Origin of the sequence: Gilvimarinus agarilyticus, assembly GCF_000832015.1 — a bacterium.
GTDB classification, from domain to species: Bacteria; Pseudomonadota; Gammaproteobacteria; order Pseudomonadales; family Cellvibrionaceae; genus Gilvimarinus; species Gilvimarinus agarilyticus.
The window spans coordinates 3531152-3547942 of the sequence record NZ_JXCJ01000001.1 but is presented as its reverse complement, the minus strand read 5'-3'; the positions used below and the strand labels follow the sequence as shown (position 1 = coordinate 3547942).

The 16791-nt window shown below is 53.8% G+C and carries 9 protein-coding genes; 5 read left to right on the top strand and 4 right to left on the bottom strand.

Annotated elements, in window-relative coordinates; all coding sequences use genetic code 11:
- Window positions 1-152: 152 nt before the first annotated feature.
- Window positions 153-1118 carry a 2Fe-2S iron-sulfur cluster-binding protein gene (locus tag SD69_RS15380; RefSeq protein ID WP_084591610.1) on the bottom strand — a complete coding sequence of 322 codons (966 nt, stop codon included), beginning with the start codon at window positions 1116-1118 and terminating at the stop codon, window positions 153-155.
- 137 nt (window positions 1119-1255) lie between these two features.
- Between SD69_RS15380 and SD69_RS15375 the strand changes: the two genes are divergently transcribed.
- From SD69_RS15375 to SD69_RS15355, 5 genes are all read left to right on the top strand, one after another.
- Window positions 1256-1822 carry a YSC84-related protein gene (locus SD69_RS15375; RefSeq protein WP_041523910.1) on the top strand — a complete coding sequence of 189 codons (567 nt, stop codon included), beginning with the start codon at window positions 1256-1258 and terminating at the stop codon, window positions 1820-1822.
- A 276-nt stretch (window positions 1823-2098) separates the two neighbouring features.
- Window positions 2099-2665, top strand: coding sequence for a lipid-binding SYLF domain-containing protein (locus tag SD69_RS15370; RefSeq protein WP_041523909.1), 567 nt, complete (start codon window positions 2099-2101; stop codon window positions 2663-2665).
- 122 nt (window positions 2666-2787) lie between these two features.
- Entirely contained in the window at window positions 2788-3378 is a 591-nt protein-coding gene (locus SD69_RS15365; RefSeq protein ID WP_041523908.1) for a TetR/AcrR family transcriptional regulator, read from the top strand.
- Between the two features lie 151 nt (window positions 3379-3529).
- Window positions 3530-4690, top strand: a complete 1161-nt coding sequence (locus SD69_RS15360) for an efflux RND transporter periplasmic adaptor subunit (protein WP_041523907.1) — start codon at window positions 3530-3532, stop codon at window positions 4688-4690.
- A 5-nt stretch (window positions 4691-4695) separates the two neighbouring features.
- Window positions 4696-7824, top strand: a complete 3129-nt coding sequence (locus tag SD69_RS15355) for an efflux RND transporter permease subunit (RefSeq protein WP_041523906.1) — start codon at window positions 4696-4698, stop codon at window positions 7822-7824.
- A 79-nt stretch (window positions 7825-7903) separates the two neighbouring features.
- Here the strand turns inward: SD69_RS15355 and SD69_RS15350 are convergent, their stop codons facing one another.
- The 3 genes from SD69_RS15350 to pulA form a co-directional block, all read right to left on the bottom strand.
- A complete protein-coding gene (locus SD69_RS15350) occupies window positions 7904-8587 on the bottom strand; it encodes a class I SAM-dependent methyltransferase (protein ID WP_041523905.1) in 684 nt (227 codons plus the stop codon).
- 24 nt (window positions 8588-8611) lie between these two features.
- The gene (locus SD69_RS15345) at window positions 8612-13006 is read right to left on the bottom strand and encodes a PAS domain-containing protein (protein WP_041523904.1); all 4395 of its coding nucleotides are present in this window, start codon (window positions 13004-13006) and stop codon (window positions 8612-8614) included.
- Window positions 13007-13146: 140 nt separating this feature from the next.
- On the bottom strand, window positions 13147-16710 hold the full coding sequence (pulA, locus tag SD69_RS15340; RefSeq protein ID WP_232301221.1) for a pullulanase-type alpha-1,6-glucosidase: 3564 nt from the start codon (window positions 16708-16710) through the stop codon (window positions 13147-13149).
- Between the last annotated feature and the right edge of the window lie 81 nt (window positions 16711-16791).

Genomic DNA, 16791 nt, shown 5'->3' with positions numbered 1-16791 from the left:
GGGGGTGGCTTTTAAATGGGGCGCCATACCTTGCGGCGTGTTAGTGTTTTTACTGATAAATCAAAGACCTGAAGTGTACCTAATTTACCGCCCGAGCGCGACACAAATTGTGTGATATAAGCGATTTGTGTTAAGCCTGTGAGGTCTTGGTATTAGTTTGCCGGCAGAAAGGTGTCACTATAAACATTGCGCGGTTTAACACCGGCAAAAAAACATTGCTTGCGCATTTTGCGTACGAATGTGTCGGCCCCGCAAAGATAGACTACATGGGAATTTAAGTCGGAAAAGTGTTCTTTAACGTACTGGTAAATATCCGCTTGTCGGACGTTATTCGCGTTGGGGCTGCTAAGCCGCTGGGCAAGCTGGATACAGCGCACATTGTCGTGCTCGCGCTCGAGCTGTAACAGTGGCTCGTTAAAGTACAGGTCAGTGTCGTTGCGCCCCCCCATAATCAGCGTGATTTCACCTCGGTGCCCGGCCTCGAGGGCGGCGCGGGTGATCGCTTGTAAAGGCGCAAGGCCGGTTCCGGTTCCGGCCAATAATAGTGGCTGACTTGGGTTGTCGGTTTGGTAGTAACACTCGCCGCGGGCCTCTTGTAGGGTTAATGGGTCGCCCGGTTGCAGCGATTGCCAGGCCCATTGGCTAAATTGACCGTTCGGTTGCAGGGTGATATGAAAGCGTAAGTGTGGGTCGCTTGGGATACTGGCAATCGAGTAGCAGCGAGTAATTTTCTCATTGCGCCATAGGTTGGTGTGTTGCCCCGCTTGATAGGCTATGGCGGCATCTAACGTAAGTTCAAGCACGCTTTGACTCAGCAACCGTTTACTCACCACCTGAGCCGTTACACCATTTGCGCGTGGGTCATAATGCCTGACGCTAAGATCTTGTTGGGGGTAACAACAACAGCTTAAGAACAGTTGTTGTGCAAGCTGCTCGCCGTTGAGCCCCTCAAGCGCCTGTGTGGGTACCTCGCCGGCTTCGAGCGTCATAAGGCATGATTGGCATACCCCCGAGCGGCAGCTAAAAGGCACCGGAATGCCCGCTTTGAGAAGTGTGTCCAGAACGGAATTACCTTCCGTAACATCGAAACTGGAATTGTTGTATATAATGTTGCTCATGGCGTCTTTGTCGAGAGGGGTGTGCTACTGGTTAGCGTATCGCAGCTGCGGCCCGGGTGCCAGTAACTGGTAGGTGCGCTATAGGCGTTGCCGCGAGTAGAGTTTCGTTGCCAATGAATATTATTTAGGAGTTTCCCATGAAAGCATTGATGCGTATGGCCTTATTGGGCTTTGTTGTGGTGTGTTCGTTTGCGCAAGCTGAAGATCCTTATCAAGAAACCATGAGTACCTTTAAATCATCCCCGCAGGTGGTGGAGTTTTTTAACACCGCGTACGGTTATGCGTTGTTCCCGACCATTGGTAAAGGTGGTATTGGTATAGGTGGGGCGCACGGTAAAGGGCAGGTGTATCGCGGTGGACAGCTGGTGGGTAAAACCAGTATGACTCAACTATCGGTTGGCTTTCAGTTGGGTGGTCAGGCATTTAGCGAAGTGATATTTTTTGAAGATAAAGAGAGTTTTGATAACTTCACCTCTGGTAACTTTGAGTTTAGCGCTCAGGCAAGCGCAGTCGCTATTACCGCGAGCGCAAACGCCAAAGCTGGTACCACAGGTACGGCGATTGGTGCATCGGCCAAAGCCGATAGCGCAGGCAAACAAAAAGCCACTTACAATCAGGGTATGGCGGTATTTACCCACGCAAAAGGCGGTTTGATGTACGAGGCTGCCCTAAGCGGACAGAAGTTCAAGTACGAGTCTCTGTAGGTTCCACACCGGGTCGTGCCGTTTTATGGCGCGGCCCCTCTCTGTTACTCCCGTCTTAGATCTACCATTATGTAAGGCTGCCGGTACCAGACTTTCTGGGCGCGGCGGTGTTATATTGTCACGCTTAACCGGCGCGGGAACCTTTAGTGGGTATCATTCGTCAAATCTTGAAGCTTCGTGGCTGGGTTGCTGCAGGTCAGCATTTAGCGACTTTTGGTTTAAGTTGGCTTCAGGTTGTGAGTTTTTGTGTTCCCTAATCATTGTTGGAGATTGAAAATGAAGAAAGTACTGCACTGGGCCCTGTTGGCGCTGGCAACGGTTTGTTTGTCGGCTCAGGCCGATCCGTACCAGGACACCGTGGATACCTTTAAGTCATCACCTCAGGTTGTGCACTTCTTTCAGTCGGCTTATGGCTATGCCATTTTCCCGACCATTGGCAAAGGCGGCATTGGCATTGGTGGTGCCCACGGCAAAGGCCGGGTATACCGCAATGGCCAGATGACAGGAACCACCAGCATGACTCAGCTGAGTATCGGGTTTCAGTTGGGTGGGCAGGCGTTTAGCGAGATCATCTTTTTTGAGAACAAGCGCAGTTTTGACGACTTTACCGAGGGCAACTTTGAGTTTGGTGCCCAGGCCAGCGCCGTAGCCATTACCGCCGGTGCTAACGCTAAAATTGGTACCACCGGCATGTCTGCCGGTGCATCGGGGGTGTCGGATAAAGCCGGCAAACAAACCGCCCTTTACAATGCCGGGGTTGCGGTATTCACCCACGCGAAAGGCGGCTTGATGTACGAGGCGGCCCTGAGCGGGCAAAAATTTAGTTACCAGCCGGCCGATTGACGCTAAATGCCCTGTTAGCTGCGGCGTGTCTACTGGCGGCCGACTTTAGTTCGCCTGATCTATTTACCTAATACCCTAATCGGTATAAAATGAACGATTGTTCATTGGTGTAAGTGTGGTTTATGTCCCGGTGTGATGCAGCAGCGAAAGCGACCGATAAGCGTCGTGCTATTTTAGATGCAACTCTCAGTTTACTGTCTGAGCGCGGCTTTCACGGCTTTTCTATGAAGCAGTTGGCCGAGCGCGCCGGAGTGGCGGCGGGTACGATCTACCTGTACTTTGAAGATCGTGACGATCTAATCGGCAAGCTGCATGATGACGTGGTGCGGGAGATAGCCGCTCACGCGTTTGCCGGCCTGGATACCCGTGCCCCGCTCGCCGAGCAGCTGCGGCTAATATTGCGCAACCTTTGGCAGTTTGGCATGACGCGGCCGGCGGCGATGTTAACGAAAGGCCAGTTTGACCACCTTCCGCCCGATATTTTGCGCAGCCGGCGCGACGCAGCACATGAAGTGTTTTTACCCTTTCTGCAGTTGCTGAGCACCGGGCGGCAGTCGGGCGAGATTAAAGACCTGCCGGATGAAGTGTTGGTCGCTCTGTGTTTTGACCCTTTGTGTTCTATGATCAGTCAGCATCACCTAGATTTGCTGCGCATTAGTGATGCGCAATTTGAGCAAATTTTAGATGCTACCTGGGATGCCATATCCCGCTAGCATGTAGCGCTTGCAAAGAAACGTCAAGGTTGCCCTATCGGGCGGCCGTCTGCTTGTAAATGAACGTTTATTCATATTTAATTGTTGCGATATTAACTGCGTGGTAAGTGGTTGCTTGCTACTATTTTATGCGCCATTCAAGGAGTTGTAGATGTCGTCCTCATTATCCAAATTTTCCCCGCTGTGGGTCATTCTACTTGCGCTGACTACCCTTGCAGCATGCGAGTCTAAACAGCAAGAGGGCGCCGCAGGTGCGGGAGCACCGCCACCTGCCGAGGTAACGGTGGTTACCCTGGAGGCGCAAACTGTTGAGCTGAGCAATACCTTACCGGGGCGCGCGGTTGCCTACCGTAAAGCAGAGGTTCGCCCGCAGGTGACGGGTATTTTGCAGAAACGGTTATTTACCGAAGGCGCACTGGTAGAAGAGGGGCAGCAGTTGTATCAAATCGATGCTGCTCGATACGAAGCCGCACTGGCAAACGCTCAGGCGGGGTTGGCGCGTGCTAAAGCTAATTTGACCACCACCCAGGCGCGGGACAAACGCTATAAAGACTTGTTAAAGGAAAACGCGGTTAGCCAGCAAGAATACGACGACGCTTTATCGGCCTTTGAGCAAGCCAAAGCCGATGTGGCGGTCAGTGAAGCGGCGGTACAAACCGCCGAGATCGATTTACGCTACACCAAAGTAATGGCGCCCATCAGTGGCCGTATTGGCACCTCGGCGATTACCGAAGGCGCGCTGGTGTCGGCCGGTCAGAGCGCGGTGCTCACCACGATCCATCAGCTGGATCCTATTTACGTTGATGTATCCGAGTCGGCGGCGCGCGTATTGGATATGCGTCGGCAATTAATGAGCGGCCGGGTATCTCAGGCACAACAACCAAAAGTGACCTTGAGGCTCGAAGACGGCAGCCAGTACGCGCACGAGGGCGAGTTGCAGTTTTCTGATATGAGCGTCAACGAGACCACCGGTACCGTTGTGCTGCGTGCTTTATTCGATAACCCCGATTCACTGATTTTGCCCGGAATGTTCGTGCGAGCCACCGTAGACGAAGGCAAGCGTGACAATACGGTGCTCGTGCCACAGCGCGCCGTAACACGCGACCGCGAAGGCAATGCTACCGCTTTGGTAGTAAACGCCGAGAGCCAGGTTGAGCTGCGTCAAATACGGGCGAGCCGTGCGGTGGGCAGCGACTGGTTAGTTGACGAGGGCCTGGCCGCTGGCGATCGTGTGATTGTGGCTGGTTTGCAAAAAGTTCGCCCCGGTGCGCCGGTTAATGCCGTAGAAGCGGGAAGCGCTGAGGGAGAGTAAATACCATGGCACGATTTTTTATCGATCGCCCCGTTTTTGCGTGGGTGATCTCGATCATTATTATGTTGGCCGGTGTGCTGGCCATCGAAACTCTGCCGATATCGCAGTACCCGGAAGTCGCACCGCCATCGGTAGAGATTCGCACCTCTTACCCAGGTGCGTCGGCCAAAGTGGTCGAGGACTCTGTGGTGCAAATCATCGAGCAAAACCTCACCGGTATCGATAATGTACAGTATCTGGCGTCCACCAGTGACTCCTCGGGCACCGGGCAAGTAACCGTTACCTTTGATGCCGGCACCGATCCGGATATTGCACAGGTGCAGGTGCAAAATAAGCTCCAGGGCGCTATGCCACTGTTGCCACAAGAGGTGCAGCAACAGGGTATTCGTGTTACCAAGTCGTCCGCTGGCTTTTTGATGGTACTGGGGTTTGTCTCCACCGATAACAGCCTGGATAAATACGACATCGCTGACTTTGTTGCGGCTAATGTGAGTGAGCCACTGAGCCGGGTAAACGGTGTCGGCAGCATTCAGATTTTTGGGTCTCAGTACGCCATGCGTGTTTGGCTTAACGCTGACAAGCTGGCCACCTACAAAATGACCACTGGCGATGTGGTATCGGCTATTCGCGCGCAAAACGTGCAAATTGCGGCGGGTGAATTAGGGGGGGCGCCTGCGGTGCCGGGGCAGGATGTTAACGCCAGTATTGTGGTGCAAACTCGCCTGGAAACCCCGGAAGAGTTTCGTCGTATTTTACTGCGTGTGAATGAAGACGGCTCGCAGGTGCGTTTGGCGGATGTTGCCCGGGTTGAACTCGGTGGTGAAAATTACCAGTTTGAAACCGAGTACAACGGCCAGGCGGCTACCGGTTTGGCGGTTACCCTGGCCTCGGGTGCCAATGCGCTGGACACAGCGGCAAGTGTGCGCGAGCGTATTGCCGAGTTAAAACCATATTTTCCGCCCAATGTTGAAGTGGTTTACCCCTACGATACAACGCCGTTCGTAAAAATATCCATTGAAGGGGTGGTTCACACCCTGATCGAAGCGGTGGTGTTGGTATTCCTGGTGATGTACCTGTTCTTACAGAACTTCCGTGCCACCTTGATTCCGACCATTGCGATACCGGTCGTGTTGTTGGGTACCTTCGCCATCTTAGAGGCGTTTGGCTTTAGCATTAATACCCTGACCATGTTTGGTATGGTGCTGGCCATCGGCCTGTTGGTGGACGATGCCATCGTGGTGGTGGAAAACGTCGAGCGGGTGATGCACGAGGATAAGTTGCCACCGCGCGAAGCGACCCGCAAATCCATGGGCCAGATTACCGGCGCCTTGGTGGGTATTGCTCTGGTGTTGTCGGCGGTGTTTGTCCCCATGGCATTCTTTGGTGGCTCAACCGGTGTGATTTATCGTCAGTTCTCCATTACCGTAGTATCGGCCATGGTGCTTTCGGTGGTTGTGGCACTAACGTTGACGCCGGCACTGTGCGCTACATTGCTTAAACCTGCCGATCCGGATCACCACCAAAAACGTGGTTTCTTTGGTTGGTTTAACCGCAGCTTTGACCGCTCGGCTAAAGGCTACCAGAGCAGCGTCGGTTATATTTTGGCGCGCACTGGCCGCTTTATGGCGATCTATATCGCGATCGCGTTAGTGCTAGCGCTGTTGTTTGGTCGCTTGCCCGGCTCCTTCTTACCGGATGAAGACCAAGGGTTGATGTTTACCCAAATGACCTTGCCGGTGGGCTCGACCAAAGAGCGTTCGATTGCGGTTATGAACGACGTCGAGAACTATTACCTCAGCCAGGATGACACGGTCGCATCGGTATTTTCGGTGATTGGTTTTAGCTTTAGTGGTCGTGGTCAGAACAATGGTATTGCCTTTGTGCGGATGAAGGACTGGTCGGAGCGCACCGAAGAAGGTCAGGATGTGCACTCGGTAGCCGGCGCGGCTATGGGATACTTTATGACCATCAAAGAGGCCATGGTATTTGCTTTTGTGCCGCCGGCTATTACTCAGCTGGGTACCTCGACAGGCTTTAACTTACAGCTTAAAGACTTGGGTGGCGTCGGTCATGACGCATTAATGGAGGCGCGCAATCAGTTGTTAGGTATGGCCTCTCAGGAGTCAGCGCTGGTTGGTGTGCGCCCGAATGGTCAGGAAGATACACCGCAATTTAAACTTGATATTGATATGGAGAAGGCCTCGGCGCTTGGGGTTTCCATTGATGAAATCAACAGTGTGTTCTCGACGGCGTGGGCGGCCTCGTACGTTAATGACTTTATCGATCAGAGCCGTATCAAGCGGGTGTACGTGCAAGGTGATGCTGAGTTTCGCATGATGCCCGAAGATGTGGGCAACTGGTATGTGCGCAACGCCAGCGGCGAGATGGTGCCTTTCTCAGCTTTCTCGACCGGTCGCTGGGTGTATGGCTCGCCAAGGCTTGAGCGTTATAACGGTGTGTCGTCGCTGAACATTCAGGGGCAGGGCGCGCCAGGGGTTAGCTCGGGCGACGCCATGAACCTGATGGAGTCACTCGTCGCAAAACTGCCGCCGGGTATTGGTTTTGAGTGGACAGGTATGTCACTGCAGGAGCGTGAGTCCGGAGATCAGGCGCCTATGCTTTACGCATTGTCGATTTTGGTGGTGTTTTTGTGTCTTGCGGCTTTGTACGAAAGTTGGTCGGTGCCTATTTCGGTGCTAATGGTGATTCCATTGGGTGTGCTGGGGGCAGTGATTTTTGCTATGACCCGTGGTCTATCCAATGACGTTTACTTCCAGGTGGGGCTGTTAACCACCGTTGGTCTGTCGGCGAAAAACGCCATTCTGATCGTGGAGTTTGCCAAGTCACTGTATGAAGATGGTATGGAGCTTGTGGCCGCCACTGTCGAGGCGGTACGTATGCGCTTGCGGCCCATTATTATGACCTCGCTGGCATTTGGCCTGGGTGTTACACCATTGTTTATTGCCTCGGGCGCAGGCTCGGGTGCACAAAATGCTATCGGTACGGCGGTGTTGGGCGGCATTGTGTTTGCCACCTTCCTCGCGATTTTCTTTGTGCCTTTGTTTTTTGTGGTGGTGTTTAAAATCGCCCATCGTATTAGCGGCAAAAAGCCAAAAGCGATTGAGCAGTCGTAATACACCATCACTTTGTGTATAAAAAGCGGCGGCCCTCGGGTCGCCGTTTTTTATGGGGGTGGGTTTCTGCGTGCTGCAGTTATGGGGTTAACGTGGCGATAAAGATAATCGAGGCGGGGCGCTTAGAGCTGGGTAAGAGAGGCTCCGATATCTTCTGCATAGAAAAACCGTGGTGGCGTAACAGCGTAAGCCAACTCGATAGCGTGCGAAAATACCAGGGTGCCGGGTCGGTAAACGTGCTGTCGAAACCATCCCAACTACTTTGACGCCAGCCATCTTGGTAGGGCAGTTCGCTGTTGCACTCGGCCGGGTGAAGAGTTTGGATAATTAATCGACCCGCTGGCTGTAACAGCGCGGCTAATTGCGCGAGTACGGTCTCGGTAGAGGATTCGCCCAGCAGCGAAAAATTACACACCGCAAGTTCAAACGGCGCGCCACAAATGGCTGCTAAGCTGTGCAGCTCGTTGTAGTTTAGGCATTGAAAGTGTCCGCCCCCGTTTTTAGTGGCGGCATCAACCAGTGCGTGTGTGGCGTCTATCCCAGTAACGACGATACCGCTTTCGCTAAGGCGCCGCGCTAGCCAGCCTTCACCACAGCCAATATCGATCACCGATGTGACTTGGCAGAGCGGTACGGCATCGACAACAGCTTGGTCAGTCACCTGTTGCCGGCTGGCGATAGTGCCGTCGCGCACGGCGCGTGTCCAACTATCAGCATTGCGTTGCCAAGTGTTTAAAATACGTCGTTCGTTGTGATCCACCATAGATAGAGCTTCGTGTGGCTAAGTCTACTCCGCACTTGATGCGAGGTACTGGCTTATAATGTGTACTTGGCGCTTGGCTTCTTGCTTTAGGCTCTGCAGTCGTTGCTGTAAATGGTTCCAGCTTTCCGAACTCGATGCTTGTTCGAGCGCGAAAGCCTGTTCGGCTAGAGTCGTTACCATAAGTTGAGCGCTATTGCCTTTTAGCGAGTGGGCATGAAATTTTAGATCATCACGGAATTGATTTTCTACCGCGCTATCGATATTGGCCAATCGCTCGGGTAATTGCTCCAAATAACTGTTTAGCACGTTGTGCATAATCTCCTGCCTGCCAAATAAGCTTTGCAGCAATGCTTCCGGGTCCCAGGCGGAAGATATAAGTGGATCGCTATCGGATTCGTTTTCTGTTTTGTCTGCCGGGGCAGGCTGCTGATTGTTGTTGGCAGATATACCGGTTGGCTCAGGGAGCCAGCGCGCTACTGCATCGGCTAGGCTACTCAGGCTAATGGGTTTAGTGGTGTAGTCGTTCATGCCGGCCGCGAGGCATCTATCCCGATCGCCTTCCATCGCATTGGCGGTAAGGGCGATGATGGGCACGTCACGGTAAACCTCGCCGGCCTCACCTTGACGGATACGGCGTGTGGCTTCATAGCCGTCCATATCCGGCATCTGGCAGTCCATTAAGATGATTTGATAGGGCCAGTCTTGGGTGGCTTTCAGTTGTACGAGTGCGTCTGCACCACTTACGGCGTAGTCTGCTTTTAGGTTAAGTTCGCCCAGTAGCAGTTGGGCTACTTCGCGATTAATGGAGTTGTCCTCTACCAGTAATAAACGGATATCGTGCCGAAACCGAAGTGTCGTCTGGTCGTCATGGGTTGCCGACGGTAGTGCGATATCTTGATTAATAAAGCCGTCGTGCTCGCAGCACAGAGATAGCAGCCGAAAGAGTTCTGGCGTTGTGGGAGGCTTGTAAACGAAGTGATCAAACTCGTTTAATGTTGCCTTTTCGCTAATGCCGATCATTGCGGCTGAGCGTTCGATATCCCGTGCGCTCTTAAGCTGAGTCAACAAGTCAGGTCTCGTTTCGATTGATTCGTAGTCCAGCAGCGCCAGGTGATAATGGTTAGATCTTGGTACCTGCGAAAAATAATCGGATCCTACCTCGGAGCCGGTGTTGACCAAAAAAACGTGCACCCCCCAGCGCTCAAGTTTACGCTGGTAGATGTCCAGCAGTGTAGCGTTGGCGCTAAGCAAAATGATGTTAACCTCAGCGGTGTGTAAATCGGGTGCGCGATACAGTGATTGCTCGGATTTCTCTAGCTGCACTGAAAAATTAAATGAGCTTCCGTTGTTTTCGCTGCTGCGGCATTCAACGTCGCCTCCCATCAATTGACAAAGTTTTCGGCAAATTACCAAGCCGAGCCCAGAGCCCCCAAAGCGACGGGTAGTGGATGCGTCCACTTGGGAAAACGGTTGAAACAAATCGCGCATTTTTTGGGCGGGTATACCAATGCCGGTGTCGATGACTTGCGCGGTAAAAGCCACGCCTTGGTGCGTCTCTTCACTTTGACAAACTATGCTCACAGAGCCCTGCTCTGTAAATTTGATGGCATTGCTAATGAGGTTGTTAAGAATTTGTTGCAGTCTGCCTGGGTCGCCCTTGACGCTGCTGATGGTTAATCCATTTGTATCGAGGTTTAAGTCGAGGCTTTTGTTCTGCGCGTTCATTGCCTGAATATGGCACAGTGTTTCTAAGTGTTGATGCAGCTCAAAATCGACTAGCTCCAGAGGCATTTTTCCAGCGTCAACCTTGGAAAAGTCGAGAATATCGTTAATGATTCCAAGCAGTGACTCGGCGCTGGTTTTGGCGATATTAATTTTGTGCTGCTCGTTTGTGTTGAGGTTGCGCCTTTGCAGCAGGTTAAGCATGCCCAACACGCCGTTCATAGGGGTGCGTATCTCGTGGCTCATCATTGCCAAAAATTCACTTTTTGACTGAGCGGCGGCTTCGGCTTGTCGCTTTGCCTCACGCAGGTCAAACTCTGCTAGTTTGCGCTGGTGAATATTCTGGAATGAGCCGTATAAGCGGATACACTCGCCATTGTGCATCACTGCCTTACCGGAGGTCGCTATCCAGCGCTCGCGATTGTCGGCGGTGATGATGATCAGTTCGTCATAAAAGGTACTGCCGCTGAGTATGGCGTCTTGTACGAGTGTTTGGATTCTTTCACGGTGCTCTCCGGCTTTGTAAAATTGAATGCCGCTGTCGAGGTTGGGGACATAATCCTGTGGCACCTCGTGAATTTTCTTGGTCATTTCTGACCAATAAATCGTTTGCGTTTGCAGGTTGAACTCCCAGGCGCCAATCTGACCGAGTTCACCCATGGCGTTAAGCATTTGGCTCTGGCGTTTTAGCTGATCGTTGGCAACTCTTTGCTCGCTGATATCGACTGCAGATGCATAAAATTTACCGGTATCTGCGTCCGCGCTGCTGTTCCACATAAGGGTGAGATAGTGGCCCTGTTGGTGTCGGTAGCGGTTTTCGAAAGCAGTAACGGGTAAGCCTTTTGCGAGCTGAGCGAACGCAGCCTCTGTGGGGGCGAGGTCGTCAGGGTGAACCAGCTCAATAATAGGTCTGCTGAGCAACGAGTGTTCAGAATAACCCAGCAGCTGGCAGAAATATTGATTGACCCGTTCAAAGTAGCCTTCGGTGTTCGCGACACACAAAATGGCGTTGGTGCTGTCAAAGAACTGATTGAGTTCGCGCTGTGAACGTTGAACTTCGCGCAGTGCATTTTTGTGTTCGGTAATATCCAAATGGGTGCCCACCATGCGCTTGGGGCTGCCATCGGGGTTCCACTCGACTACTTCGCCGGTATCGACTACCCATACCCAGTGGCCGTCTTTGTGACGCATGCGGCACTCGCATACATATTTATCGGCGAGCCCCTCCCAATGAGCGTTTAAACCCGCTTCGGACTTAGGGAGATCTTCTGGGTGCGCGTGCTCAAGCCAGGTGTTGATATCCGTTGGTTCCAACTCGTCCAGCCGATAACCAATAATCTCGGCCCAACGATCATTAAAGTGGGTTTCTCCACTGGGAATATCCCAATCCCAAATACCGACACCGGTACTGGCTATCACGAGTTCCAGCCGCTGCCGTTGTTCATGTAAGCGTCGGTCCTGCTCTTGGGTGACGCTGGTGTCCTCGGCGATAGTCCAGACCAGCCCCCGACCTTTACTGTCGCGCACCAGGCCGCAACTAAGTTGTACGGGAAGCACCTTGGCGTCGCGCCCTACGTATTCGAGTTGCACTGGCCCGCAGCGCCCGGTGCGCTGCAACTCTTCGTGTAAGTGCGTCAAAGTGTCGGCATGCTGGCTGGTTATTAATTGATCGACGGTCAATTGGCGCACTTGCTCCAGGGTAAGTCCGCAGTATTGCAGTAATGCGGGGTTAGCCTCGATAAACCGGCCACTGGCGAAATCGTGCAGAGAGATAGCTAAAGGCGATGCGTTAAACAGCGTTTGCAGCCGCTGCTCGGCGCCGCGGCGCGACTCAAGCAGATAGATAACCCACAACAAAGGCGCGAGAATCAAGCCGGCGACCAAAGCGATCGCCAGCCGTAACGCCAGTGCGTTCGGAGCTCGCGCAGGCCAGCCATTGGCTGGAATGGCTGATAGCTGCCACTGGCCCCCAGGAAACTCGACACTTGCAGTTACGGGGTTCTGCATAGCTACAGACGCATCGCCCCAAAAAGGCGAGTTGGCGCCTTCACTTGCGATACTTAAGGCTAATGTCGACTGCCTGGTGATACCACTGGCTTGGTAGTAGGCTTGCAGGTCGAGTACCGCAGAAACCAGCCCCCAAAGCTCGCCGTCATCGCCATACACAGGAATGCGCCCAATCAAACCCTGGCCTCCCTGAAGCAGATCCAGCGGGCCGTCAATGGTCATCTCGCCCGATACTATGGCGCGCTTTACAGCCGTCTGTTGGGTGGGGTGAGTTAGGTAATTGAGCCCCAGCGCTGGGGCGTTGGGCTCATAAGGGTAAATAAGCGACAGTACAAAATCGGGGGCAGCGCCTATATTGCGCAGCAAATTATTTTCACCAAATAAGTGTTGGGCGTAATGACCGAAGGTTTGCTGATCCATGTCAGGGTTGACCTGAATCGCCGCCACCAGCCCCTGCACGGTTTGCAGGCTGGCGTTAATGTTGGCCTCCAGGCGCGTGCGCAGTAGCGCCAGTTCATCTAGCGTTACCACCCGCATCTGGTGTAAATGGTGATGATAGTTCAGGCGGTCGATGTAGTAACCGCTGGTAAAGGCCGATAACCCCACCACGAGAGAGATGAGCAGATAATAAGAGCGGGATATGGAAAACCGCCGTGCGGGAGTGTGCTGGCCTGTATTAGTATCGAGCATAAAGCCTGTGCGCTATGGAGTTTGGGGAATATCTACCAATAACACCACTATAGCGTAAAACCGGTGGGTTAGTGCTCTACGGGACGACGAAGGAAGGGGGAGCTGGGTGAACCCTCGCGGGCCCACCCAGGTTGGCGGGGTTAATCTAGCTGTACAAACACAGACGTTGTCAGGGCGGGCACCACAAGGTTTGTACCATCGGCCATTGTCTGCTGGGTGGTCGTATCGACCGACTGTTGTTGCACCGGGTGCAGCATAAAATCGCCCGCCAGTGGGTTCTCGATGGTTACGCTCCGGGCCTGTGGATTAAACACTACCACCAGAGCCCGATGCGAGTCATCGAGCCCGATAGCGTCATCGAGGCTCATCACAATAACACCGGCTGTTTGCTCGGGCCCGGTATTGTGAAAACTAATCACCTGTTCGACGTCAGCGGCGGTGCGCAGGCGAAACAGCGGTGAGCTTGTGCGAATGGCAAGCCATTCTTTAAACAGCGCGCGTGCTTGGCTGATGTCTGCCGGCGCCGGTGCCGCACTGGGGTCGCTAATGATGGACTCAATTAAAGGCCAGTTGCTGCCGTCTTTGTCCTCGCGGGGCAAACCCACATTCCAGTTATTCGTATGGCCGGTAAAGTCCACTCGGTTAAACCAGTCGCCCGAATCGTAACTGTCTCGCTGCATCGATTTAGAACGCAGCAGCTCGACGCCCATGTGGATAAACGGAATACCCTGGGCCAACATGGGCACGCTGAGTGAGAAGTTTTGCATCCGTGTGCGCTCGGCTGCGGTCATACTCTGCGGCGCTTTGTATTGCAGGTTATCCCACAGAGTTTGGTTGTCGTGTTTAGAGATATAATTAATGCTCTCTTGCGGGTCTTCGGTGTAACCGGCTTTGAGGTCAAAGTAGGGTAATTCGCCGCCGGTGGTTAAGTTGCCGTGGCGATCCGTCAGTGGATAGCCGGTTAAGCTGCCCGCTAAGTTGACGCGCAGGCGGTCGGCCAAGTCGGTAAGCGACTCTTGCTCGCTGGCACTGCCCGAGTTGAGGTTGTTGGGGTAATGGAATAAGCCTGTGCCATAGCCTTGGTTGCGGCGTATGCCATCGCCACTGTCAAAGGGGCCACCACCTCGCACCGCGTCGCGAATGCGGTCGTTGAAGGTGCCTACGCCGGTACCGGCCATATTGACCTGAATGGCGTTGACGCCCCGACGATTGCTCATCACCTCACCAAAGTTCCAGCCCTCGCCATAAAAGTAGGTGTCTGGGTCAACGGTTTTTACTGCATCGCGCGCAGCGAGAATGTTGCGGCGCATATGGTGGCCCATCAAATCAAACCGGAAGCCGTCGATTTTGTAATCGCGGGCCCATACCACCAGCGAGTCGATCATGAGCTTTTCCATCATGTCGTGTTCGCTTGCGGTGTTGTCGCAGCAGCTAGAGGTTTCGACCGCGCCGGATAATTCGTTGCGACGGTGGTAGTAGCCGGGTACCAATTTATCCAGTACTGATTTATCCCACAAGCCCGACGAGTTGGTGTGGTTGTAGACCACATCCATGACGACCCGCAGGTCCATATCGTGCAGCGCCTGCACCATCGCGCGAAACTCGCGGATAGGCGCAAAGTCGTCGAGGCTGGTGGCGTAGCTGCCCTCGGGGGCGGTGTAGTGGAACGGATCGTAACCCCAGTTAAACGAGTCGATATCACGCAGCTCGCCGACCAGCGCCTGCGCGTCCGGGGTGGCAGGGTCAAACTCTGCCAGCACCGCCTCCAGGGTTTTACTGTTATCGGCATTGCCGCAAACGCTGGCGTCTGGTTTAAGGGCACATAAGTCGGCCACGGTGTCGGTAATATCAACCCGTGCGGCAGGGTCTTCATTAACGGTGGCAATGTCAAAAGTTGGTAGCAGATGAATGGTATTTAAGCCGGCCTGTTGCAGCTCGGCTAAATGCTTTACCGGTGTGCTTTGGCTATCGGTAAACGCCAAATATTTACCACGATGATTTACACCAGTGCTGGCGTCGAGCGCCGAGAAATCGCGAATGTGCAGCTCGTAAATAATGCTGTCTTCGGGGGCTGAGAGAGTGGGTGCCTGATGGCTCGCCCAGTTGGACGGTTGGGTGTCGGCGCGGTTCAGGTCCACCACTTGCGATAGCTCGCCGTTTTGCGCAAGGCTAAGCGCGTATGGATCGGTGGTGGTGATGGCTTCGACCTGATCGGTTAAATAGTGATAGACGCTCGCCTGATACCGGTAATACTCCCCGTGCATGTCGCGGTTCACTTCGCCGCTCCACACGCCTTGGGCATTGCGGGTTAACGCCAGCTCGGCGGACGGGTTGTTGGTGTCGGTTGTGGCAAAGGTTTGCACGCTAACCGATTGAGCGGTAGGTGCCCAGACGGCGAATTGCGTTTTACCGGCCGTAATACGCGCACCTAACTCTGCGTCGGTAGCGTAATAGGCATCCAGTGCCCCGGCAATTTGCACGCTGGTCGCTTTTACCAGTTGGCCTTCGGCATCAAAGGCGGCCGCTACCAGCTCGCCGGCGAGTGTTAGATCAATATCCAGGTCGCTGGTAGGTATTTGCCAGGCGCTCCAGCTAGCTAGATGCGGGAACTTAGCGGCACTGGCATCGCTGATCGTACTGCGGGTGAGGGTGACGGACGCACCGCCGGTTAATGTGCCCTCTGTTAACGCGATGGCGCCGGTTGGATCACGCAGTAGCTGTACCTCGGCGGTGTTGTCAGGGATATCCCACAGCAATGTATTGTGATCGACCCAGTGTGCGGCATAACCACTGAGTGTGGCCTGCGTCGGGCCGGCATCGCCCGCGTAAGTGATGGCACTCGATCCGTGTTGCGTAAAGGCGATATTGCCTTGGGTTAAGTCCATGACGCCATCGGCATCGCCCAGTGCTTTGTCGTCGCCACGGTGGACAATAAAGTTAAAGCAGCCCCCGGGTTGGTTTAAATCGAGAATAAAAAATGCCCCGCGCTCAGTGTCGATACCGTCGGGTTGCTTGGGTGAGTCCCAGGTGACACCGTTAATACTGTTGTCGGCCAGGGCGGTGCAATCACCACCGTTCCACAAATGTAAGCCCCACCCCTCGTAGTTGGCATCGCTGCGCTTATAAAAAATAGCCGCCTGAGTGTCGGTTAGGTTAAACGGCAGCGGGTTTTCATTGCTGGGGTCGAGCGGGTAGTCAATATTCGCCGCACCGTGTTGGGTGAGGGCAACGGCGCCACGGCTTAAATCGAAAAGGGCGTCGGCATCACCCAGCGCTTTCTCGTCGCCTTTATGCACAATAAAGTTAACGCAGCCGCTCTCGGTGGCGGGTGCGTTTAATTCCAATAGATAGTAAGCGCCGTAGCTGTCATCGAAACCGGTAGCGGCGAAGGGCGCATCCCAGGTAATAGCGCCGATCGCGGCGTCATCGAGTGCGCCGCAGGTTTCGTTGTTCCATAGGTGCAGCCCCCAGCCCTGGTAGTCGGCGTCATCGCGCTGGTAAAAAATAATGGCTTGATCGCTCTCCAGCGTAACGGGAAGATCAATACTGGGCACGCTGCTGGAGCTGGATTCGCTACTGCTGGACTCAGACGAGGAGCTGGATGATGAACTGGGTGTAACCGGCGGGGTGTCGGTGTCATTGCTGCCGCCACAGGCGGCGAGTACGGCGGTACTTAACAAACACGTTAGGGTCAGACGGCGCATGGTAACCTCTTGCAGATATTATGATTATTGGCGGGCGCTGCCTTATAAATAGTGGCAGGCCAAGTGTTGTTATCAGCGAGA